We start from the raw sequence: 21,491 nt of genomic DNA, 5'->3' as shown, positions 1-21,491 counted from the left end.
TAGAGGAGTAAAAACGATATGCATTAAATTATATAACGCAATAACTGGCAACCCATTCGCGATAAATACCGCACTACACACGAGGAAGATCAATTTATGCCGGCAATAATAAAGCCGACGGTGATGACAACCGTCGGCTTTATGTCTTTTCTGCGGTATACGGGACTATTTCGTCGCCGCTTTGATGATCTGAAGCGCTTTGGCGAACTGATCCTGCGGAATCGTCAGCGGGTAAAGGAAACGAATAACGTTGCCATACTGACCGCAGGTCAGCAACAGCAGTCCTTGCTCAAGGGCTTTCTTCTGCACGCGTTGTGCGGCGGAAGCGTTGGGTTCCCCTGTCGCTGCATCACAGAATTCAGCAGCAATCATAGAACCTAAACCACGCACTTCGGCCAGTTCAGGACACCCTGCTTGCGCATCTGTCAGAGCGGCGCGCAGCTGTTCGCCGAGGGCCGCCGCACGCTGGCACAGCTGTTCATCATGGATAATGTCCAGTACTGCATGGGCCGCCGCGATCGACAGCGGGTTCCCGGCGTAAGTTCCACCCAGACCACCAGGCGCAGGTGCATCCATGATTTCGGCTTTGCCCACGACGCCAGACAGCGGCATGCCGCCCGCGAGGCTTTTCGCCATAGTCATCAGGTCCGCTTTATCGGCGTAATGATCCATCGCAAACAGCTGGCCCGTACGGGCAAACCCGCTTTGTACTTCATCGGCGATCATCACGATGCCATGCTCGTCGCAAATACGGCGGATGGCGGCCACAAATTCCGGCGGTGCCACCACGAAGCCCCCTTCGCCCTGGACGGGTTCGAAGATAATCGCCGCAACCTGGGTTGGATCGATATCGGCTTTAAACAGACGCTCAATCGCTTTTAGGGAGTCCGCCGTGGAAATACCCTGCAATTCAGAAGGATACGGAGCATGGTAAACAGAGCCAGGGAACGGACCGAAACCTTTTTTATAGGGTGCCACCTTGCCGGTTAACGCCATCGTCATGTAAGTACGACCATGAAAACCACCGCCAAATGCGATAACGCCAGGACGCCCGGTATGTGCGCGTGCAATTTTCACCGCGTTTTCTACCGCTTCAGCCCCGGTGGTGAAGAATGTGGTTTTACGCTTGCCATCGATTGGCGCGACGGCGTTGATTTTCTCAGCCAAAGACACATAGCTTTCGTACGGGACAATCTGATAAGCCGTATGGGTAAAAGCCTGAAGTTGCGCTTCGACTGCCTGCACCAGGCGAGGATGGCGGTGTCCGGTGTTCAGCACGGCAATCCCGGCGGCAAAATCAATGTACTGATTGCCTTCGATATCGGTAATCGTGCTGTTTTCTGCCGACTGGGCATAAAAATCACACATCACACCCACGCCACGCGGGGTGGCATCCAGACGACGTTGTTGCAGGTTTTTATTGTTCATTCTCTACACCTTGTCCATTAATACATTTCGGTTGAATTACCCTTTAAATTTAGACGCCGTCTGGTACTTTAATCGAGAGCCAAATCGTTTTATTTTAAGGATCCAAATGCGTTCACTTGCCGGAGATGTGATCAAGCAGGCATTTAGTCAGCAGACTGACGAAAAACTACATCGCCGCCTGTATGCCGCCATTTGTAGTTGCATCCTCGAAGGTAGCCTGAAACCGGCTACCCGAATGCCTCCGTCGCGTGACCTGGCAGGAGAGCTGGCGCTATCGCGCAATACCGTCCTGCGGGTTTACGAGCAGTTGCAGGCCGAAGGTTATATTTCTGCGCGTACCAGTAGCGGCACATTTGTCACTGACAGCGTGCTGGACAATCTCAACCTGCGTCCCAATAAAGAACCTGTTGCTGCCGCTCTGGAGGATCACACCCGCTTATCTGCCCGCTGCCTTGAGCTGTTAGGTAATGCCAGCGCCAGTCCCCGTCAGTGGGGCGCGTTTATTCCAGGCGTACCTGATGTAGAGCATTTTCCGCACCGGGTGCTCAAAAAAATTCAGGACAGGCTGGCAAGACGATTGCGCCCGGAGTTTCTCACTTACGATGCCGCAGGCGGTGTGAATGAGCTGAAAGAAGCACTGGCAGACTATCTGCGCACCGCTCGCGGCGTGCGGTGTTCGCCGGAGCAAATTCTGATTACCGAAGGTATTCACCAGGCGCTGGATCTGGTGACCCGAACGTTATGCAACCCGGGCGATTACGCCTGGATTGAGGAGCCGGGCTACTGGGGAATCAAAAATATTCTGCGTATCAATGCGGTAAATTTTTCAGCTATCCCGGTTGATGAACAAGGTTTGGTCCCGCCGGATGCAGGCGAAACACCGCCAAAACTTATTTTTGTGACACCGTCACATCAATACCCTCTCGGTTCGGTGATGAGCCTCAGTCGCCGCCGGCAACTTATCTTTCGCGCACGTGAAACACGAAGTTGGATAGTGGAAGATGATTACGACAGTGAGTTCCGCTTTTCCGGCCAGCCGATCCCCTCTTTGCAGGGGCTGGAAGAAGAGACACCGGTCATCTACATCGGGACATTCAGTAAGACACTCTATCCCGCACTTCGACTCGGGTATGTCGTGCTACCTAAATCGTTAGCCGCTCCGCTGAAAAAGGTTCATAACGACCTCTATCGTGGTGGACATCTGTTGATTCAGGCCGCGCTGGCGGAGTTTATTCGCGAGGGTTATTACGCAGCGCACATTCGGAAAATGCGCCAACTATACAGTCGTCGTCGCCAGATGCTGGTAGAGCTTATCAGCCGCCAGCTTGGTGAACATTATCTTGGTTCCTTCAGCAGCAACGCCGGGCTGCATATGATCTTACAGTTACCCGCAGGGAGCGATGACGCGGTCATTGCCCAACAAGCGAATGCGCAAGGGTTGTTGGTGCGCCCGCTGTCACGCTACTACGTGAATGAAGAGAAACGCAGCGGCCTGTTGCTGGGGTTTGCAAGTATTGAAGAGCATGAAATGCCGGCGGCGTTTACCCGACTCGCGGATATTATCAGGGTAAACACCGTGTAAGCACTGCCGGATGGTGGTGCAAGCACCTTATCCGGCATACTGTTTAATGTGACGCTTTTTTAATCCCAGCCAGATCTTCATGGCTTACTTCGCCATTCCCTTCACCCCAGGTCTTACGCACGTAATTAATCACGTCGCGCATTTCGTTGTCACTTAACATGCCTCCGTAGGCGGGCATCTTAAAGGAGACGCTGCCACGCGTTGTCGGTGTTTCTGCGCCGTGGGCAATCACTCTGAACAGCGGCGTCGGATCATCAACCATGACCAGCGGATTGTTGACCAAAGAAGGTGCGTTATCATCCGTACCTTTCCCTTCCAGACCGTGACAAGTTGAACAGTAACGGTTATAGGTCACTTTGCCCGCCTCAGGTGAATTCGACCAGGATGCTGTAGTCGCAGCAGCACGCACCGTTTCAGGCTTCGCGCTTTTCAGACTCAGCAGATATTGGGCGATCGCCGTGGCATCTTCGTCGGTCAGATACTGTGTACTCTGCGTGACGACTTCAGCCATCGAACCTGAAACCGCAGCATGCTTGCTCTTACCGGTCAGCAACAGCGATTTTAACGCCTGCTCAGACATTCCGCTGCCCCGCAGCGAAGGTGCATACCAGCCGTCAATCATCGCTCCGCTCAGGTACTCGGCATCTGCATGGGTATAGGCTTTTTCATTCATCGCCATACCTCTCGGTGTATGGCAAGAACCGCAGTGCCCGGGACCTTCCACCAGATAAGCGCCCCGTTTTACCAGGGCTGCGTTGTCATCTGGTTTCGCGCTATCTACTGTCGTCGCTGGCGCGTCGGTAAACAGCCAGTTCCAGATATGCAGTGGCCAGCGGGCGGAGAGTAGCCACGGAATGGCATTCTCTTTATTGGGTTGCGCAGACGGTGTGACATCATGCATAAAATAGCGATACAGCGCCTGAACATCCTCGTCAGAAAGTTTTGCATAAGAGGGATAAGGCATGGCCGGATAGAGCGGATGACCGTCTTTGGCAATTCCCTGGCGTACCGCCTTTTCAAAATCCTCGTATGAGTAATTACCAATACCCTGTGCCTTGTCCGGGGTAATGTTGGTCGAATAAATATCCCCCACCGGAGTAGGAAACTTTTTGCCCCCCGCCATCGCTGCACCACCTTCAGCGGTATGACAGGCGACGCAGTCTGAAATTCGCGCGATGTATTCACCGTTAGATTCAGCAGCGCTTACCGAAGCGGTAAATAAACAGGCGGCGAGAATGGTTACGTTACGCATAGATCACCCCATATCCTTGAGTTCATTAACCGCACGCCATGCCTGATCAATTGCTGTGTGGGCATAAGCACTCCAGTCAGAATCGGAGTTAGCGATGGTAATGCGACCGACTGGCTGACGCGCCCGCTCGATAATTTCTGGCATTTTATCCATATCATCGAACAGTGAATTGGCGTAGTACGCATAGCCATGCGCCCAGCGGTTAACGGTAATGGCGGAGATATCGCGTTGATTATCAAAGCCTGTTGAGCCAAACATCTCCTGCAACTGGGAGCGAATCATCTCCTCATGCGCCGCAAAAGTGGTCCCCAGCAAATAGGCTCGTCCCAGGCGGAACTGCTCTCTGGCCGATAGGTTACTGCCCGGGTAGGTCGGCACATAGACCATGTGAATGACCATCGGATCGTCCGGGGAGGCCGGATGCTGATACCCACCAATACTGACCGGATAGTCGAGCTTAACCCGGCTGTAAGGTGCCGCTGGAGAATAAAATTCATGTACGCCAAGCTGTTTGAACGCCTGCCAGTTTTTGACCACCACGTTGGTGTACACCAGCGGAGCCTTGACGTTCAGTTTGAGATCCGCCTGCTGCTGTTCCGGCATCTCAGGCACCAGATACGGGATCATCATGTTATAGCCTGCCATGATGGTGTTCTTACCGCGCACACGGTGCATTTTACCGTCACGCAGGTAGGTCACCACAACGCCATCCTGCACGTTGGCCGCATTAATCACTGTGCTGTTCAGGCGCAGGCGCGTGGTGTTTTCTGGTAGATCCAGCTTTTCATAATGTAATCTGGCGAGAACAGAGTCTTCCATCGTGTTACCCGGTAGCGCATCCGGCAGCATATACCTGACTAACAGTCGGGCCAGACCGGCGTTACCGTCCGGGAAATGGTAAACATACGGCTCTTCGAGGTCGGCCAGCGACTCTCCGTCCAACGGCGGTAACCCCATCCCTTCCATGCCGGGTAAGGCGCACGCCCTGGCATCGCTGCAGGAGATGCCTTCAATGCCGATGGCAAAGAAGTCATTGGAACGCTGCTGAAAATAGAGCAGCGCCATTTTGCTCAAACCCACTTTTGTTGCTAAAAATTCACTGTAGCTGTGGGTATCCAGCCATTCCATTTTCTCATCAACCGTCATCCCCGGAAGGTAATCGCCAGGGCGCACATGCAGGTCGATCAGCGCTTTTCTGTCGTTCTCACCTAGCGGAAAATCATTGATAAAGTCTTCAATTTTATGGCCATTGAGCCTGTCCGGCGGAATATCATCAGATACCGCGCGGCCCGGATCGCCGCTGACGATTTTTGTTACGCCAAAATTCTTCTTGTCGAAAAAAACCCCGCGACTGAGCTGCCAGTCGGGGTAGAAGTTTACGTCAAAACTCTCTTTTAACCGCGTGACGCTGACGCCCACGGTTTCCATCAGTTTTTGTACTTCAGGGCTGAAATTATGCGCGGGTGACTGGAATGCTTCGCTGCCGCCATAACCGAGTAATTTCTTGCCCGAGCTGGTAAATTCATTACGTTTGGCGTGTCCGCCAAAATCGTCATGGTTATCGAGGATCAGGACCCGGCTATTTTGCCCGGCAACTTGACGCCAAAAACAACCGGCAGCTAACCCGCTAATCCCGCCCCCAACAATCACTAGATCGTATTCTTCCTCAACGGGCAGAGCGTTTAAATCAAAATGCTTCTGCTCGCGGCCTAGCGCATGCGCCATTTCAAATGATCCAGGATGATTACCCCGCAGCCCCGTCAGCGCAGGAGGATAATAATTTCCATCTATAAATGCGTTTCCCTTTCCTGTCGCCCTGACCCACTCAAGCGGGGTAAGTCCCGCCGCAATAGTCACCGCGACGCCGTTGAGAAAATCACGTCTGGTAATTGCCATTAACTTTTTTCCTTATTGCTACACACTGCCTTTAATACGACACAAATAAGAGAAATACCCCTTCTTAGTTATAAAGGGGTACAACCGACTACTTCACTGGCTTTAACTCTTCATCCAGTTTTTTAGAATCATAATAATCACCCTGCCAGGTGATTTTTCCTGCTTTAACATGAATATAGCTTACGCCTTCAAATTTGATCGGATTATTTGTCGGCGGACTCCCTGCCCATTCACCACTATTTTTGCCTGAAAATTCCCAACGAAAGGCCACGGTGTCTTCGTCGTAGACGGGTTTGCCAACCATTTTCCAGTTCAGATCTGGCACCGCCTTAATAAAAGCGCCGATAACCTCTTTTTCCGCTTTTTCTCTGCCGTTTATCGGTTCGCCCGCGGCGGCATCATAATAGACTGCGTCCTCCGCAAGATATTGAGCGGCTCGCGAAGCATCATGCGCATTCCACGCCGCCATATATTCTTTTACGGTACTCAGCGATGTACTTTCTGCAAAGCTATAGCCAGAGAGCATCACTAATGAAAGAACCGCAATTTTTACTGTTTTCATCGTAATCCTCTCTATTCAGAAATGTCACACATGATATGTTTCACCCGAGTGTATTCTTCGAGCGAATAGGATGAGAGATCTTTGCCATAACCCGATTTTTTGAACCCGCCGTGCGGCATTTCGGCACACAGAGGAATGTGATTGTTAATCCACACCGTGCCAAAATCGAGGTCAATGCTGAAGCGCTGCGCGCGACCATGGTTACTGGTCCAGACGCTGGCGGCAAGACCATACTCCACATCATTCGCTTTGTGTAGTGCCTCTTCGTCAGTAGAAAACGACTGAATGGTCATTACCGGACCAAATACTTCATGCTGAATAGCTTCATCATTTTGATGCAATCCGGAGACAATCGTCGGCTCAAAATAGAAGCCCGGACCTGGCCCGGCGCGCCCACCGGCTTCAATTTTTGCATGTGCCGGTAAACGCTCAATAAAACCTTTCACCTGCTCCAGTTGATTCCGGCTATTCAATGCGCCGTACAGCGCATTCTGATCTTCTGGCGGCCCAAATTTGATACTTTTTGTTTTCTGGATCAGTTTTTCCAGAAACTCAGCATAGATGGATTGCTCTACCAGGATCCGCGTAGCCGCTGTGCAATCCTGCCCGGCATTGAAAAAGCCTGCCGTAGTGATTGTCGCAATCGCCTTGTCCATATCCGCATCGGCGAACACGACTGCAGGCGCTTTCCCGCCCAATTCCAGATGTGCTTTAGTCAGATTCGCCGCTGCTGATGCCGCAACCTGCAAGCCCGCGCGGACCGAACCGGTAATCGAAACCAGTGAAGCCTTCGGATTTGAAACCACCAGCGAACCGGTGCTGGCTTTGCCCAACACGACGTTAAACGCCCCTCTCGGGAACAATGGTGCTGCCAGTTCAGCCAACAGCAGCGTACTGACTGGTGTGGTGTCGCTTGGCTTTAACACGATCGTGTTGCCTGCCGCCAGCGCTGGTGCAATCTTCCACACCGCCATCATGAACGGGTAGTTCCACGGCGTAACTTGCCCAACGATACCCAGCGGTTCACGACGGATGGTCGATGTAAACCCGGCGGAATATTCTCCCGCCGCCTTCCCTTCAAGACAGCGCGCCGTGCCAGCAAAAAAGCGGATGGCATCGCAGGATGCCGCAATCTCCTCTTTCTCAATAAAATGGCGAAGCTGACCGGTTTCCTGACTCTGCGCGGTTACCAGTCGCTCAACGTTGCGTTCAATCTCGTCGGCCAGCAGCAATAACGCCTTTTGCCGCTGTGCTGGCGTCGATTTTCTCCAGATTCTAAACGCCGCCTCCGCTGCTGAGTAGGCTTGCTCTACCTCCACCTCGTTAGCGTTGGGAGAAATTGCGTATGTTTCACCGTCAACCGGACTCACCAGTTCGAAGCTATCTTCGCTGCTGCCTGCTACATAGTGCCCATTAATAAAATGCTTCAGGGTTTTCATGCTTGTCTCCTGCCAATTAATACATAAAGAATCTTATGTAATATATATATTGTAAAATTTTTTCAAATGCGCAACATTGACACTATGATAAGCCTCGCATTTTTAACTTAATTTTCACATTTGCAAGGTAAGGCTTTTCATTGCCAGCTGACGCGTTATGCTCAGCTCATCATGAGGTTATCGGGACACACATCCGCTTGTGCAGTGACGTTGCGCCCAGGCATGTAAAATAACTCGGCCATTCTTACCTTCCTTGCCCGACGGGCATGTGTTAAAAATGGTCGTTGTTTCAGGGAATTGAGTACAGAAAAGATTATGATTACTCACGCGGTCATATTTGCGCCTATCGGGCAGGTCAGTCGTTCAGACCAGATAGTCCAGCGCCTTTCAAATGCCATTATCACGGGGTTGCTGGAGCCAAAAGAACAGCTTCCCAACGAAACTGATTTGGCAAAAATGATGGGTGTCTCACATATCACTATCAGAGAAGCGCTAAACACGCTTCGGGCTAATAATCTTATCCATACGGTTCGTGGTCGTAATGGCGGGAGCTTCGTTTGCGAAAATATCGATGGCAAAAATAGCGCCCTGCACCCGTTCAAAGCGATCAGTACGGATTATCTGTCTGATCTGGGTGAAATGCATTGTGCCATTATTAGCCATAGCGCGAGGCTGGCTTCCCGACGGATGACCGGTGCGGATATCGCCAAATTTCGCGAGTTTGTCGAGGTACTCAGAAAGGCAAACTCACCTGAGCTGATGACCCAGGCCGATATGCGTTGCCTGCTGGCGATTGCCGCCAGTTCGCATTCAGCGCGACTGGCCAATCAGGAGCTGCAAGTTCAGGCTGAATGGGCATCACTTGTGGCGATACTTTATCGCACAGACAGTATTCATGCGGAAATTATCGCGCTTTATTCAGCGCTGGCCGATGCACTGGCTGCTCACAACGAGGCAGAGTCAGTACAGTTTGCTACACGGATCATCGACACGTTTACCTACTACCTTATTGAAAAAAAGCTGAAATATAACTCGAACTGACAATCAGTGAAGGCAGGACAGACAATGAGCTCTTCGACATCCCTAAGCGCATTAATCCGTAAAATTGATGACATAACTGTTTCTACCGTAGATTCTACCGTTGCGCTAGCGAGGAGCATCCATGAGGCGATTTCAGGAGTACAAAAGGCCTCAGCCGAGGTCGTTCTCGACCCATCAGTAAGATCCACCGTTCAACAGCACATCAAGCGCACGCTCAGTGACAACCATTACTGTTCAGGAGCGGGATTCGCCAGCCATATTGAGAGCACCGCAAACACAAAAGAGTACTGGTTGCTGGAGTGGTGGTATAAGAAAGATAATGGTTTGAGCCAGGCGCATCTGGATTTGGATCAGGCCACGCAACAACGACTGGATTTCAGAACCTTTGAGTGGTTTAAGCATTCTCCTCCGGCTGGCAAAGCCTATATCCACGGTCCCTACGTCGACTATATTTGCAATATCTCCTATACCCTAACGTCAGCCGTACCGGTCTACTACAACGACCAGTTTCTCGGTGTTGCAGCGGTCGATTTGCTGGTCAGTCAGATAGAAGCCGAACTGCTCTCCTGCGCTCATCCTGATTATGTGATTCTGACCAATCTGGAAAACAGGATCATTTTCTCCAGTTGGCCACGTTTTCGCGTGGGTGAATTGCTGTCACCTGCAAATAGTACCGTGGTGTATCAGAGCGACTACTTCATCCTTTATCACTATCAAAACTAAGGGCCCGAAGGCCCTTAGTTTTTAGTTATCCTGCCCCATATTGAGCTTACTGGCGTACGCAATGGCGTCGTTTTCCGGCGCCGCTGAACGACCAAACGGACGGGTCAGGAACATATAAATAAGTCCCGAGCCAACGACAATCGCCAGGCCGAACAGGACCGTCCAACGGTCAATGAAGTCGCTGCTGTCCGCCGGTTGCGCCAGTAACCAGATCCCGCACAATCCGTAAGCTAACGCCAACACATTCACGATTACGCCCCAACCGCCAATGGTCCACTCCCCCGCCGGTTTCCAGCCTTTCAGGCGCTGACGCAGCGCGGCCAGCACAACCATCTGGAACGAGATGTAAATCCCGATAACAGCAAACGCGGTGATACGCGACAGGTTATCTGGCTGGAAATAAACCCAAACACAGATGATCACTGGCAGTAGGCAACTGACGACCATGGCATTATCCGGAACACCATTTTTAGAGATTTTGGCCATCCATTCACTTCCCGGCAGCATTCTGTCGCGGGAGAAAGAAAAGATAAGACGGCTTAACGCAGCCTGGAGAGACAAAATGCACGACAACATGGCGATAATCGCGACGACGATAAAGACAGTCGCGCCGGTTTCACCCAGAGCTTCATTAAGGATTGCCGGGATCGGATCGGACGTTTTGCCATTCACGATGCTGACCAGATTCGGTGAAGCCAACAGATAACCCATAACAGAAATAATGGCGGAAATCGCGCCGAATACGATGCTTAAAATCATCGCCACTGGGATCTTTTTACTGGGATTCTGCACCTCTTCCGCAACGTTACCGCAGGCCTCAAAGCCAAAGAACATAAACAGTCCCATCAGCGCAGCAGACATAAATGCGGTGGAATAGCTGCCGTCATGAGCCAGCACACCCATCGAGTCAAAAATTACAGAGAACGGCTGCGAACGGTGGAAAATCAGCAGATAAATCCCCAGCGCGATCACGCTAACAATTTCACACCAGAAACCAATTTTCGCCACCCGGGCCAGATTTTTAGTCCCGGACATATTAACCGCCATCATCAACAGCAGCAGCAGAACGGAAGTCACCAACATCGTGGCTGGAGTCTGACCATAATGGAAGAGTGATTCAACAAACGTTGATGTATATTCCGCGATCGACGTAATGGTGACCACCAGTGCCCACAGGTAGATCCAGGCGGCGATCCACGCATATTTCTTGCCCCACAACCTTCTGGCCCAAGGGTAAAGCCCGCCGGTTATCGGATACTGGGAAGCGACCTCACCAAACACCAGCGCCACCAAAAGTTGCCCACATGCGACGATTAAAATCCACCATACTGCAGGCGGCCCCGCCAGCGTTACGGCCAGCGCAAACAGCGAGTAGACGGCGGTAAGCGGCGACAGGTAGGTAAAACCCAACGCAAAGTTTGAAATTAAACCGATCGATCTATTGAACTGTTCTTTGCCATCTTTTTGAAAATTATCGTTTTTCTTATCAGGTGTCTGTTCCATATAGCTTTCTCTTTTGTGGAATAGTCGCAGGGTTGAACAATTAATGTATAAAAGATATTAAGTTATATGTATAGTGATTTTGTCGCAGATTTGTTAAAAATGATCGCGCATCACGTTAATGAAAAAGTGGGAATAAAACGGTAGAGAGAGCGAGAATTTTGCGGTATTTACAACCAACAATTCTTTAGCAATTGCGAACCGTGGGCCACTTTGGCGGATAAATACGCACAGCGGATTGCGTTCGATGCTAAGTAGCAAGAATCGCTGCTGTTAAGCAACATTTTTGCAATATAATAACGCGATGTTAAACGCTGAACCTGAGCAGGTGAATGATGGAAATTGATCTCGATAATCTGGTCTTTGATGGACTGGAAGAAGCGCAAGAGCGTAACGCTGAACGTCTGGAAGATGCAGACAAGAAAGCGCAGGAAATTATTGCTGATAATGACTGCGGCGACGCCTGCAAAATCTGATTTCCAAACCGGCGCAATGCCGGTTTTTTATTGCCTGTTCCCCCCCCCACTTCAGCCCGTATACCGTAAGGCCTCAATCAGTTGCGCAAAGGCAGCGGTATGCTGTTTTCGGCTGGGATAGTACAAATAATAGCCAGGAAAAGGTTCACACCAGTCCTCCAAAACTTTTTCCAACGCCCCCTCTGCAACAGCCTGCTCGACGGTATCTTCCGGCACAAAAGCCAGCCCCCTTCCGGCAATCGCTGCGCTAATTCGCGGGGGTAGATTGTTAAAAATAAGCTGTCCTTCAACCCGCACGCGCAAATCTTGTCCGTCTTTAGCAAACTCCCATGCGTATAATCCGCCCAGCGTCGGCATACGCATGTTAATACAGCTGTGGTTTTGCAGGTCGTGAGGGGTTTGCGGTTTGCCATGGCGAGCAAAATACGTCGGTGCCCCCACCACTACCATGCGCCAGTCCGGGCCAATTCTGACAGCGACCATGTCTTTTGCTACCTGCTCGCCAAGCCGAATACCCGCGTCATAGCGGCCAGTCACAATATCCGTCAGACTATTGTCGATGGTCATTTCCACATTCACATCAGGGTATGTCTGCAAAAACGGCTCCAGCGCGGGCCAGACGGTAGATTGCAATGCATGTTCGCCCAGCGTCAGCCGTATGTTACCAGCCACCCGCTGACGGACATCGGTTAATGCCAGCAGCTCTGTTTCAATGTCATCAAAACGCGGGCTGATACTGTTGATAAGCCGTTCTCCGGCTTCGGTCGGCGCAACGCTGCGCGTGGTGCGGGTGAGAAGCCGTACATCCAGCCGTTCTTCAAGCCCACGAATCGCATGGCTTAGCGCGGATTGCGAAACCCCAAGTTTTGCCGCTGCCCGGGTAAAACTACGCTCGCGCGCAACGATAATGAGATAATAGAGATCGTTAAAATTATCACGCAGCATGCTTATCCCCAATCCAAACCTGTTGTGACATATGGTACAGGTCTGGAGGGTATTCCAGTAAACCTTCTGGACATTAGCACAGCTCAATCTTATTCAAGCGTGCCCTCAAACATAAACAAAATGCAAATTATTATCAGGCTTATGCACTATTTTACCTTTCACTCATGCATTATTTTCACCCGCTATTAACACATCCTTCACTAATAACATTTTGTATATAGATAAGAATTTTTTCTTATTTTGTCCCAACCGTAAGTTATGGGAGCGTAAAAAGCACAAACCAAAAACTACAGGGATTTCATACAATGATGGCTACGAAAACTTACCGCGCTAAAAAAACACTGCTGGCACTCGGCATCCTGCTGGCATCAGGCATTAGCGTCTCACAGGCTCAGGCCGACCAACTGGCCGATATCAAAGCCGCAGGCGTAGTAAAAGTCGCAACATTTGACGCGAACCCGCCGTTTGGCTCCATCGATGCCAAAACGCATAAGATTGTCGGCTACGACGTCGATTTTGCCGAAGCGCTGGCCAAATCTCTTGGTGTAAAACTGGAACTGGTGGCGACCAATCCGGCAAACCGAATTCCGTTATTACAATCTGGTAAAGCCGATTTAATCGTTGCGGATATCACGATCACGCCTGAGCGGTCGCAGGTAATAGATTTCTCCGTCCCCTATTTTGTTACCGGCCAGCAGTTTCTTGTGCCAGCAAAATCTCCGGATAAGCTCGATCAATACAGCAAAGCACGCATCGGCGCGGTAAAAGGCACTACTGGTGAACAGGCACTGCATCAGCGCTTCCCGCAGTCGCGCGTACTGGCCTATGACGATATCCCGCTAGCGTTAACTGCACTGCGCAACGGCAATGTTCAGGCCATCACCCAGGACAGTACGATTCTGGCCGGTTTATTAGGCGGTGCGCCGGATAAAGCAGATTTCAAAATTCTACCGGACCTGCTGAGCAAAGAAGAGATTGGCGTGGGGGTGAAAAAAGGTGAGCCAGCGTTGTTAAAAGCCGTCAACGATGAACTTTTGAAGCTGGAATCTACCGGGCAGGCGGCCAAAATTTATGATGTCTGGTTTGGTCCTGAAACCAAAAATCCACAAGCCCGCGCCTTTAAAATAGAAGCCAAATAATATGCTCTCAGCCCTTTTTCATCGTTCCGCAGCTTCGGCTGCGGATTTTACCCATTTGCGTCAGGCGAGCGTCGAGCTACGCAATGTGGTTAAAGAGTATGGCGCTCAAACTGTACTTAACGGCGTCAACCTGGCAGTTGAGCCCGGTGAAGTGGTGACCATTCTGGGACCTTCCGGTTCTGGAAAGTCCACTCTTATACGTCTTATCAACCAGTTGGAGTCGCTCAGCGATGGCGAAATCTTCATTGATGGTAAACCAATTAGCCAGTTGCGCGGGGCGGCATTACGCCAGCTACGCAGCCGTATCGGTTTCGTATTTCAGCAATTCAATCTCTATTCGCATCTGACTGCACTGCAAAACATCGCGCTGGCGCTGGAATATGTTCACGGCTGGAATAAGACGGAAGCGGATCGTCGGGCACTTGAGTTGCTGGAAAAGGTGGGACTGGCGGAAAAAGCCAATGCCTATGCCGCACAGTTGTCCGGTGGACAGCAGCAGCGCGTGGCCATCGCCCGCGCGCTGGCTTCATCACCGCAAATTATTCTGTTTGATGAGCCCACCTCCGCGCTGGATCCTGAAATGATCGGCGAGGTATTGCAGGTGATGAAAAATCTCGCCCACAGCGGTATCACCATGATCGTCGTGACCCACGAAATGCATTTCGCCCGCGAGATTGCCGATCGTGTGGTTTTCATCGATGGTGGCGATATTCTTGAAGTGGCCCCGCCGGAGGATTTTTTCGTCCAACCACAGCACCCGAGAACCCAGCGTTTCCTGAAAAAAGTGCTCGACCCGTTACACCAGGAGTCATCATCATAATGCATGCAATGGACTGGCAGGGAGTGCTGAGCGGGCAACCCCTGCAATGGATAATTTCTGGTTTTCTTACCACGCTTTGGGTGACGCTGGCAGGTATCGTGCTCGCCACGCTCATTGCCATCTCACTGCTCAGCCTGCGACTGACGGGCAATCGTCTCGCTAAAACGATGGTCGGGGTGTGGGTCTCGGTGTTTCGCAATACACCTTTACTGGTGCAACTGATGTTCTGGTATTTTGCCGCATGGAACTGGCTTCCCCGTGACGTCATTAGCTTCATCAATGCTGATCATCCATGGTCAATTCTGCCGGGTGATATCTGGTGGTTAACACCGGAGTTTATCTGTTCAGCATGGGGACTGGGCGTATTTACCTCAGCATTTTTGGTCGAAGAGATCGCCTCAGGTTTACAGGCAGTTTCTGCCGGACAACGCGAGGCTGCCGTGGCGCAGGGGTTTTCATCCTGGGCGATATTTCGTCACATTCTACTGCCTCAGGGACTGGCAAACGCCTGGCAACCCATTGTTGGGCAATATCTCAACCTGATGAAGCTTTCCTCGCTTGCCAGCGGTATTGGATTTGCTGAGCTCACCTACCAGGTACGGCAAATTGAGAGCTACAACGCGCACGCGCTGGAAGCCTTTGCCGTTGGCACCGCACTCTATCTGTTTACCGGCATCGTGCTGGGTATGTTGCTTACGCGTCTTGGCCCGCGGCCGGCGGCGGGTAAATCGTCAAAGGTAAGAATGCGCATCTTCAGCGTCAGGAGCATACTGCATGATCGCTAATATTTCGGTCATTACCGACAATCTTGACTATCTCCTGTGGGGACGTGTAGCTGAGGGGCAACCCGGTGGTGTACTGCTCACTTTGCTGATGGCTATCGGTGCGGCTTTGCTGGCGCTGCCTGGCGGGATCGTTCTTGCCTGCTGCGCCTGGCGATTTCCAGGCGCGGTTCGCAACGGGTTGTTTATCTGGGCAGAATTTATTCGCGGCATTCCGCTCATCTTTGTGATTTTCTGGATGTGGTATTTGCTACCCATGCTGACCGGAAGCGATCTGCCCGGTGCCGTTACCGTGACGCTGGCGCTGGCATGGTTCACTGCCGCTTCGGTGATGCACTCGGTGTATGCTGGAATTAGCGCACTGCCTGGTGGGCAATATGAAGCGGCAGTCGTTCAGGGGTTTCGCCCGGATCAGGCCCTGTGGCTTATCTTGCTGCCGCAGGTGCTGCGTAACGTACTGCCGTCGTTGACGGGGATTTTCATTGGGCTACTGAAGGACACGTCACTGGCATTTATCGTTAACGTACCGGAACTCACGACGGTTGCCGGTCAGGTTAACAGCCGGGTGCAAATCTACCCGGCAGCCATTTTTATCTTTACCGGACTGGTCTATTACCTGCTGTGCTTTAGCCTGGAGAAAATCACCCAGCGCCGCTTCGCACTAAAATAACCTCTCGGCTCAACATTCCACAAACTGATGGTCTTCGTTGAGCCGATATTTCACGCCCGCCCGAATGTTTTTTTCCCCTTCAACGGCAAGCGCAAAGCGCATTCTCTCGCCATCGTGATAAGCCAGCGCCGCACATCCGCCGGGACCGAGCGTTATCGAATCTACAGTACCGGTACTGGCAACAACAGCGTTCTCTCCGCTGGCAATAATGTGGATATTGTCCGCGCAGTTAGCGATTTTTGCCTCTGCGCCAAAACAGGCTACCTGGGTTAAATCACCGCTACTGGCAACCCGGTTTCGGTCGCCAAGCGAACTGATGCGTACGCGCATGCCAGTACTGGCGATACGCGTTCCGTCGCCCACACTGCTGATACGCGCCGAATTTCCCGCAATCGCTATTCGCCCACGATCGCCTGAACTGCCGATATGCGTGTTATAGCCTACACTGCCAATCCGTACGCTGTAACCGGCACTGGCGATCTGTGCGGCATACCCGGCGCTGGCAATTTTAACGTTGTCACCCGCACTGCTAAATCGGGCATAATCTTCCGCACTCGCCAACGGACGACTGGTTTCCTCCGCTGCTTGCTCACAGGAAATATTCCCCATTGCGTCAATATCCTGCTGAGCAAAACTCGCCTCTTCCCGCCATTTCGACCAGCCGTATTCCACCAGGCTATTTGCCCAATCGGTATACCCTTCCCGCTGGAGCGCGCGATGAACATCGGCATAGCTTCCTCCTGCGGGAAACGCGCGTAGAAACCAGCGATACATGACGGGCCCAACACGCCAGGCCCGTAAGTCACTTCGTGTAATCATCATCGCTTAATGCCGGTGGTAGCCATCCACCATACACTTGAAGGTTTCGCCCGGCGTGCGGCCCGTAGTGCAAAGATAAAGATGCCCAAAAATGAAAAACAGACTGACAATTGCCAGCGCAAAGTGCGCCTGAAGCAGCCAGTAACGCACACCAGGAAACAGATCTCCGACGACCGTCGGGTAAAGCGATAACAACCCAGAAATCAGCAGTAGTGGCAGCAACCCATACATCACGCCAACGTAGGCCGCCTGCTGTAGCGGATTGAATTTAGAACGCGGTGATGCCGGGAATGGGTGTGACTCGCCCTGCATAATGCCAAACAGGTAAAAACGTGTTTGTCTTTGCGCGCGAGCGATCCAGCCCTGACGTTGAATAATATAGTGATGTCCGTTGCCGCCAATCAGGTTGATCAGCACAAAACCAACCCAGCAGGCAAGTAGCAAAAAGCCGCAAACCTCATGAACGGTAAGCAGGCTTTTCATTACCGGTGCGCTGACGGCAGAGAAGTGATTGACCAGGCCACTGACCAGAAGTAGCAAAAACAGCAGCACATTCGACCAGTGCCACAAACGAACAGCCTTCGAATATAAATAGACCTTCTCACCGTGCCCTGCCGACGTTTTATGTGCCGCCCGAAAGCGCAGCATGGCGTGAAGCGCCAGCACCAGCCACATTCCCACCAGCATTAACCCGGCAACGACTAACCACACGGGCCAGTAGTCCGGTGAAAACAGGGGAACATACTGCGCAAGCTGGGCGTGAAACTGTTCGGCATTTTGCGACGCGTTCATACATTTTCCTTTTTAATCAAATGTTGACCGAACCGACGATACAGATGGGGTTTCCCGGCGCCTGCAAGTTGATATTCGTAATACTTGTTTTCTCGCAACCAGGTCTGAATTTCCGGGCTATCTTCACGGCCAAAAATCAGCGCATGTTCCGGGCAAGCGTTAACGCAGATCGGTGGAAAACCTTTCGCCAGGCGTGATTCAGCGCAAAAGTCGCATTTATCCGCCACTTTGGTATGCGGGTTGAGATAACGAACCTGATAAGGACACGCACCAATACAGTAACTGCAGCCGATACAGGAAGACGTATCTACTCGCACAATACCGTTCTCATCCCGCCAGGAGGCACCGGTCGGACACACCTCAATACAAGGCGCATCATCACAATGCTGGCAGGATTGACGGAAGTAGTGATACAGCGTTTCGTTGTCGTTGTCCGAGACTGGAATATGCGCTATCGACAAACGGCTGCCCTGGGCAGGAACATGGTTGGTTTTCCTGCAGGCCCGCGCGCAGATATTACATCCGTTACACAGTGATTCGTCGTGAATCATGACGTAACGAACGGCTTTAGGGCTCCTGGTACTCGCTAACAGATTTTGACCTGGGCCGGTGAAAAAAATCACCGTCCCCATGCCAATGACAAATTTTCGTCGGGTGAAGGACATCGGGTTATCCTCTAAACTGTGACAGTGGTCGTCCACACGTTCCATGACATCAACCTGAATAATTCAGGGGTTCTGATACTGCTCAACCTCAAGCCATTCACACAGGCCGTACGCTTTGCCATAACTCATAAAACGTTCGCTAAACAGATAAGGTTCCGCATTTGACGATTCCACAGTACGTATATCTGCGTAATCGGGATGCGTTTCCATAGCCGTTAGCGCCGCTGTAATCTGCTGAGATTCAAAGCTATACGGCGGTTGCGTCAACATGGCGACCTTATAGGGGCGAGGATACGTGCGGCCGTCGAAGCGTACCGCCTCGGCAATCGCACGGCAGATGTCGTTTTCCACCACCTGCACGCACATGTCGGCGTAGTTTGCCGTCATGGTTTGCGTTGAGTAGAAATAGACATCTTCCGCGCCCTGCACACGGGTGATATCCGCGTTAATTGCGTCCTGACACAGCGCATCCAGCAGCACGGATAGATCGGTTTCAGGGACGGAATAAGGTGGCAGCAGAAACACGCTGCGCCCCACCAATTGCCCCGATGCCGAATGCTGGCGGATAAAATCTGCCACAATCGACTCCGGGCTGGCAGGATCCTGAACCTGCGGCGCAGTCACCTGCTCTACCGACGGGTGAAACGCCTGCAGCCAGTGTCTCTTTTGACTATCAACCTCGTCAGGAAGCGCCTCTACGGGTGCCAGAACGTTGCTCACGTTAGTCATCTCACGTTCCTTACGCTGGCAACAGATCTTGCGCCGCCAAATCAGCTGCCACGTCTTCAAGTCCGAGTCGGTTCAGGGTTTCACGCGTTGGGCAACCCAGCTCTGGATCCCAGCCCATTTCCTGATAGAACATCGTCAATGACTGACGCATATCCTCCCTGTCCATCTTGTCGGTTCCTTCAGTGAAGACCGGGATCTTCGGATCTTTATCGAATACCCAGGAGCAGATGAGATCGTGCTCATTGCGCATATCCTTGGTTTGCATCAGTTTGACCGTATAAGCGCGATGCAGGGTAAAGATGCGTTCAGCGGCCAGGTCCAGACTCGCCTGCGTGGTTTCATCACCGGTGACTGCCTGGAAGAACTTCGCTTCCAGATCCAAGTCTCCGCGATAGTTACGGCTCTTGAGTGGTGAAACCGTCATCGGCCAAACCCAGTTACACAACGTAACCGCGTTATGCAGACAGACTTTCAGCAGCGTCCATTTGGCATATTTGATCTTGGCAGCATTGATCGGGGTGTAGTTTTTGGTTTCATCGTAGGCATCCTGTGAACCAAACAGCTCGCCCGCCACTTCGCGCTGCAATTTCAACGGCAAACCGGAACCGATGAAGTTGATATGGGTGTGCGCCATGCAGTCACGGTTAAACATACAGTTGGTGATCGCCCCCACCTGCGCTGAAGCCTCGTTCGCATGGTGAACAGGAAAACCGAACGGCGACCACAGTTTATTTTTGGCATAACCCCAGTACTCTTCGCCCAAATCCCAGCGTTCAGCAATGGCATACGAGCCGTCCGCAAGGTGACTGAGTTCCCCCACGCGATGCGCCAACCGATAGTAGAAGTCTTTAATAAAATTAGGATCACCCGCTTCCAACTGATCCCAGCGGATCTCCGCATACTCTTCAGCCGGCAGTACGCGTTTAAAGACGCCTTTCGAATAGCAATAAGTAAAATCACGGTGCAACTGGCCGTAGTTACACCAGATACCGTAATCGTCAAACAGGTTCAGACCAATCAGGTTTCCCACCACACGCCCATCGTCTTTATCGTCAAAATCTTTCGGGCCATTGGGGAAAATGGTGGTGTGTACAAAGTTCGCCACACAAGTGTTGCCGCCGGTACTCGGCACGCCAAAATCTTTCACCCGCGGAACATTGAGCTGTGACATACAACGAATAGGGCATGAATGACAGCCGCTCATTTTGACCGTGTATTTTTCTGCGGCTGGCCCCAGATCGAACACCGATTTATAGGTACGGAAACCTACCGTATTTTGGTTGCCCGGCGGGATTTCCCCGGTTTCGATTGGTCCGCCTTCTGCTGCGCCCCAGAACAGCCCTTTACGCGCCGTCCAGCGCGAGTTTGGCGAAGAGTATTCTGCCCAGGCCTGCGGGGTGCTTGGCACAACGTGGTTGTTGTTAGCGCCGATGAGCTCGGTCATCATGTAGTCATTGAGCCGCTTCATCTCTTTGCGATCGGCAATATTGACGCCTTTGGTCCCTTCTACCGCAATAGCCTTCAGGTTTTTCGAGCCCATTACTGCGCCAGTACCAGCTCCGCCGCTGTGGTTGCGACTGTTGATCATGCAGGAGAGCGGCACCAGATTTTCCCCCGCCTGGCCAATCGCGGCGACGCAGGTTTCCGGGCTGGTGATGCGACAAATTTCTTCAGTTGTGGCTCGCGTCCCCTTACCCCACAGGAAATCGGCTTTTTCGATGCTAACCTTATCGTCTTTAATGTTGATCCAGACCGGCGATTCGGACTTGCCTTCAATAATAATGGCGTCGTAACCGGCGAATTTCATTTGTGCGGCAAAGAAACCGCCCATATGAGCATCCACGACTAAATTGCCTTTGGTAAATGTCGATAAGGAGGTGATATTGACGCGGGAGCTACAGGGAGCGCCAGAACCCGTTAATGGTCCGGTGGCAAAAACCAACTTATTCCCTTCATCAAAAGGCATGGTGCCTGGCGGGACTTCGTCGTACATAATTTTATAACCAAAGCCCATCCCACCGACAAATTTTTTAAATTTACTGGAATCTTCAAGGGTGATATTACCCGTGGTGAGATTGACCCGTAAAATAGTACCTGTCCAACCATTAGCCATCATGTTTTCCTTTGCAAGAAGGTTTAATAGATATACCCGCCATTCTTCAGGCAGCTTTTTTATCCAAAACTGCGGTATTTTTGGCAATTAATGGCGCGAATCAGGTATGCCTGCTATC

Annotated in this window: 20 protein-coding genes; 8 read left to right on the top strand and 12 right to left on the bottom strand. The window is 51.7% G+C overall.

Going from position 1 to position 21,491, the window contains the following annotated elements:
• Positions 1 to 165 precede the first annotated feature (165 nt).
• Positions 166 to 1,428, bottom strand: coding sequence for a 4-aminobutyrate transaminase (puuE, locus tag OGX66_RS07120; RefSeq protein ID WP_003843512.1), 1,263 nt, complete (start codon positions 1,426 to 1,428; stop codon positions 166 to 168).
• Between the two features lie 106 nt (positions 1,429 to 1,534).
• Between puuE and pdxR the strand changes: the two genes are divergently transcribed.
• On the top strand, positions 1,535 to 3,010 hold the full coding sequence (gene pdxR / locus OGX66_RS07115; protein ID WP_270932827.1) for a MocR-like pyridoxine biosynthesis transcription factor PdxR: 1,476 nt from the start codon (positions 1,535 to 1,537) through the stop codon (positions 3,008 to 3,010).
• A 43-nt stretch (positions 3,011 to 3,053) separates the two neighbouring features.
• Here pdxR and OGX66_RS07110 read toward each other — a convergent pair whose 3' ends face one another.
• The 4 genes from OGX66_RS07110 to OGX66_RS07095 form a co-directional block, all read right to left on the bottom strand.
• Positions 3,054 to 4,262 (bottom strand): c-type cytochrome, encoded by a 1,209-nt coding sequence (locus tag OGX66_RS07110; RefSeq protein WP_046670609.1) that lies wholly within the window; start codon positions 4,260 to 4,262, stop codon positions 3,054 to 3,056.
• A 3-nt stretch (positions 4,263 to 4,265) separates the two neighbouring features.
• The gene (locus OGX66_RS07105) at positions 4,266 to 6,158 is read right to left on the bottom strand and encodes an NAD(P)-binding protein (RefSeq protein WP_270932828.1); all 1,893 of its coding nucleotides are present in this window, start codon (positions 6,156 to 6,158) and stop codon (positions 4,266 to 4,268) included.
• Between the two features lie 88 nt (positions 6,159 to 6,246).
• A complete protein-coding gene (locus tag OGX66_RS07100) occupies positions 6,247 to 6,720 on the bottom strand; it encodes an ester cyclase (RefSeq protein WP_134215636.1) in 474 nt (157 codons plus the stop codon).
• 11 nt (positions 6,721 to 6,731) lie between these two features.
• Positions 6,732 to 8,159, bottom strand: a complete 1,428-nt coding sequence (locus OGX66_RS07095) for an aminobutyraldehyde dehydrogenase (RefSeq protein WP_270932829.1) — start codon at positions 8,157 to 8,159, stop codon at positions 6,732 to 6,734.
• 315 nt (positions 8,160 to 8,474) lie between these two features.
• Here OGX66_RS07095 and OGX66_RS07090 point away from each other — a divergent pair, with 315 nt between their 5' ends.
• Complete coding sequence (locus OGX66_RS07090; RefSeq protein ID WP_003029304.1) at positions 8,475 to 9,200, top strand: FadR/GntR family transcriptional regulator; 726 nt, start codon at positions 8,475 to 8,477, stop codon at positions 9,198 to 9,200.
• A gap of 24 nt (positions 9,201 to 9,224) precedes the next feature.
• Positions 9,225 to 9,923: a cache domain-containing protein gene (locus OGX66_RS07085; protein ID WP_003029308.1), complete on the top strand. Its 699-nt coding sequence runs from the start codon at positions 9,225 to 9,227 to the stop codon at positions 9,921 to 9,923.
• 21 nt (positions 9,924 to 9,944) lie between these two features.
• On the opposite strand, the gene OGX66_RS07080 is transcribed toward OGX66_RS07085, so the two are convergent.
• Positions 9,945 to 11,426, bottom strand: coding sequence for an APC family permease (locus OGX66_RS07080; protein ID WP_003029313.1), 1,482 nt, complete (start codon positions 11,424 to 11,426; stop codon positions 9,945 to 9,947).
• 332 nt (positions 11,427 to 11,758) lie between these two features.
• On the opposite strand from OGX66_RS07080, the gene OGX66_RS07075 reads away from it, so the two are divergent.
• Positions 11,759 to 11,899, top strand: coding sequence for a hypothetical protein (locus tag OGX66_RS07075; RefSeq protein ID WP_003832695.1), 141 nt, complete (start codon positions 11,759 to 11,761; stop codon positions 11,897 to 11,899).
• Positions 11,900 to 11,950: 51 nt separating this feature from the next.
• Here the strand turns inward: OGX66_RS07075 and OGX66_RS07070 are convergent, their stop codons facing one another.
• Complete coding sequence (locus OGX66_RS07070; RefSeq protein ID WP_049001317.1) at positions 11,951 to 12,844, bottom strand: LysR family transcriptional regulator; 894 nt, start codon at positions 12,842 to 12,844, stop codon at positions 11,951 to 11,953.
• 305 nt (positions 12,845 to 13,149) lie between these two features.
• Between OGX66_RS07070 and OGX66_RS07065 the strand changes: the two genes are divergently transcribed.
• Genes OGX66_RS07065 through OGX66_RS07050 form a run of 4 tightly spaced genes read left to right on the top strand, consistent with a single transcriptional unit; the run spans position 13,150 to position 16,255 of the window.
• Positions 13,150 to 13,983, top strand: a complete 834-nt coding sequence (locus tag OGX66_RS07065) for an ABC transporter substrate-binding protein (RefSeq protein WP_270932830.1) — start codon at positions 13,150 to 13,152, stop codon at positions 13,981 to 13,983.
• 1 nt (position 13,984) lies between these two features.
• On the top strand, positions 13,985 to 14,803 hold the full coding sequence (locus OGX66_RS07060) for an amino acid ABC transporter ATP-binding protein (RefSeq protein WP_003029322.1): 819 nt from the start codon (positions 13,985 to 13,987) through the stop codon (positions 14,801 to 14,803).
• Positions 14,803 to 15,588, top strand: coding sequence for an amino acid ABC transporter permease (locus tag OGX66_RS07055; RefSeq protein ID WP_270932831.1), 786 nt, complete (start codon positions 14,803 to 14,805; stop codon positions 15,586 to 15,588). The genes OGX66_RS07060 and OGX66_RS07055 overlap by 1 nt, the downstream gene beginning before the upstream one ends.
• On the top strand, positions 15,578 to 16,255 hold the full coding sequence (locus tag OGX66_RS07050) for an amino acid ABC transporter permease (protein WP_003029326.1): 678 nt from the start codon (positions 15,578 to 15,580) through the stop codon (positions 16,253 to 16,255). The genes OGX66_RS07055 and OGX66_RS07050 overlap by 11 nt, the downstream gene beginning before the upstream one ends.
• Before the next feature lie 9 nt (positions 16,256 to 16,264).
• Here OGX66_RS07050 and ydhT read toward each other — a convergent pair whose 3' ends face one another.
• From ydhT to OGX66_RS07025, 5 genes are all read right to left on the bottom strand, one after another.
• A complete protein-coding gene (gene ydhT / locus OGX66_RS07045) occupies positions 16,265 to 17,029 on the bottom strand; it encodes a protein YdhT (protein WP_423220689.1) in 765 nt (254 codons plus the stop codon).
• A gap of 51 nt (positions 17,030 to 17,080) precedes the next feature.
• Positions 17,081 to 17,866, bottom strand: coding sequence for a thiosulfate reductase cytochrome B subunit (phsC, locus tag OGX66_RS07040; protein ID WP_270932832.1), 786 nt, complete (start codon positions 17,864 to 17,866; stop codon positions 17,081 to 17,083).
• A complete protein-coding gene (locus OGX66_RS07035) occupies positions 17,863 to 18,531 on the bottom strand; it encodes a 4Fe-4S dicluster domain-containing protein (RefSeq protein ID WP_003029332.1) in 669 nt (222 codons plus the stop codon). Before OGX66_RS07035 ends, phsC begins: the two co-directional genes overlap by 4 nt.
• Positions 18,532 to 18,594: 63 nt before the next feature.
• Entirely contained in the window at positions 18,595 to 19,260 is a 666-nt protein-coding gene (locus OGX66_RS07030; protein WP_270932833.1) for a YdhW family putative oxidoreductase system protein, read from the bottom strand.
• A 10-nt stretch (positions 19,261 to 19,270) separates the two neighbouring features.
• Positions 19,271 to 21,373 carry an aldehyde ferredoxin oxidoreductase gene (locus OGX66_RS07025; protein WP_087878766.1) on the bottom strand — a complete coding sequence of 701 codons (2,103 nt, stop codon included), beginning with the start codon at positions 21,371 to 21,373 and terminating at the stop codon, positions 19,271 to 19,273.
• Positions 21,374 to 21,491 lie beyond the last annotated feature (118 nt).

Source organism: Citrobacter sp. Cf072, assembly GCF_030334485.1.
GTDB lineage: Bacteria > Pseudomonadota > Gammaproteobacteria > Enterobacterales > Enterobacteriaceae > Citrobacter > Citrobacter freundii.
This window is presented reverse-complemented; position numbering and strand designations above follow the sequence as displayed.

Bases quoted from the DNA above. Each gene is read 5' to 3' on its own strand.
- puuE (WP_003843512.1), bottom strand. From the start codon at position 1,428: ATGAACAATAAAAACCTGCAACAACGTCGTCTGGATGCCACCCCGCGT.
- pdxR (WP_270932827.1), top strand. From the start codon at position 1,535: ATGCGTTCACTTGCCGGAGATGTGATCAAGCAGGCATTTAGTCAGCAG.
- OGX66_RS07110 (WP_046670609.1), bottom strand. From the start codon at position 4,262: ATGCGTAACGTAACCATTCTCGCCGCCTGTTTATTTACCGCTTCGGTA.
- OGX66_RS07105 (WP_270932828.1), bottom strand. From the start codon at position 6,158: ATGGCAATTACCAGACGTGATTTTCTCAACGGCGTCGCGGTGACTATT.
- OGX66_RS07100 (WP_134215636.1), bottom strand. From the start codon at position 6,720: ATGAAAACAGTAAAAATTGCGGTTCTTTCATTAGTGATGCTCTCTGGC.
- OGX66_RS07095 (WP_270932829.1), bottom strand. From the start codon at position 8,159: ATGAAAACCCTGAAGCATTTTATTAATGGGCACTATGTAGCAGGCAGC.
- OGX66_RS07090 (WP_003029304.1), top strand. From the start codon at position 8,475: ATGATTACTCACGCGGTCATATTTGCGCCTATCGGGCAGGTCAGTCGT.
- OGX66_RS07085 (WP_003029308.1), top strand. From the start codon at position 9,225: ATGAGCTCTTCGACATCCCTAAGCGCATTAATCCGTAAAATTGATGAC.
- OGX66_RS07080 (WP_003029313.1), bottom strand. From the start codon at position 11,426: ATGGAACAGACACCTGATAAGAAAAACGATAATTTTCAAAAAGATGGC.
- OGX66_RS07075 (WP_003832695.1), top strand. From the start codon at position 11,759: ATGGAAATTGATCTCGATAATCTGGTCTTTGATGGACTGGAAGAAGCG.
- OGX66_RS07070 (WP_049001317.1), bottom strand. From the start codon at position 12,844: ATGCTGCGTGATAATTTTAACGATCTCTATTATCTCATTATCGTTGCG.
- OGX66_RS07065 (WP_270932830.1), top strand. From the start codon at position 13,150: ATGATGGCTACGAAAACTTACCGCGCTAAAAAAACACTGCTGGCACTC.
- OGX66_RS07060 (WP_003029322.1), top strand. From the start codon at position 13,985: ATGCTCTCAGCCCTTTTTCATCGTTCCGCAGCTTCGGCTGCGGATTTT.
- OGX66_RS07055 (WP_270932831.1), top strand. From the start codon at position 14,803: ATGCATGCAATGGACTGGCAGGGAGTGCTGAGCGGGCAACCCCTGCAA.
- OGX66_RS07050 (WP_003029326.1), top strand. From the start codon at position 15,578: ATGATCGCTAATATTTCGGTCATTACCGACAATCTTGACTATCTCCTG.
- ydhT (WP_423220689.1), bottom strand. From the start codon at position 17,029: ATGTATCGCTGGTTTCTACGCGCGTTTCCCGCAGGAGGAAGCTATGCC.
- phsC (WP_270932832.1), bottom strand. From the start codon at position 17,866: ATGAACGCGTCGCAAAATGCCGAACAGTTTCACGCCCAGCTTGCGCAG.
- OGX66_RS07035 (WP_003029332.1), bottom strand. From the start codon at position 18,531: ATGTCCTTCACCCGACGAAAATTTGTCATTGGCATGGGGACGGTGATT.
- OGX66_RS07030 (WP_270932833.1), bottom strand. From the start codon at position 19,260: ATGACTAACGTGAGCAACGTTCTGGCACCCGTAGAGGCGCTTCCTGAC.
- OGX66_RS07025 (WP_087878766.1), bottom strand. From the start codon at position 21,373: ATGGCTAATGGTTGGACAGGTACTATTTTACGGGTCAATCTCACCACG.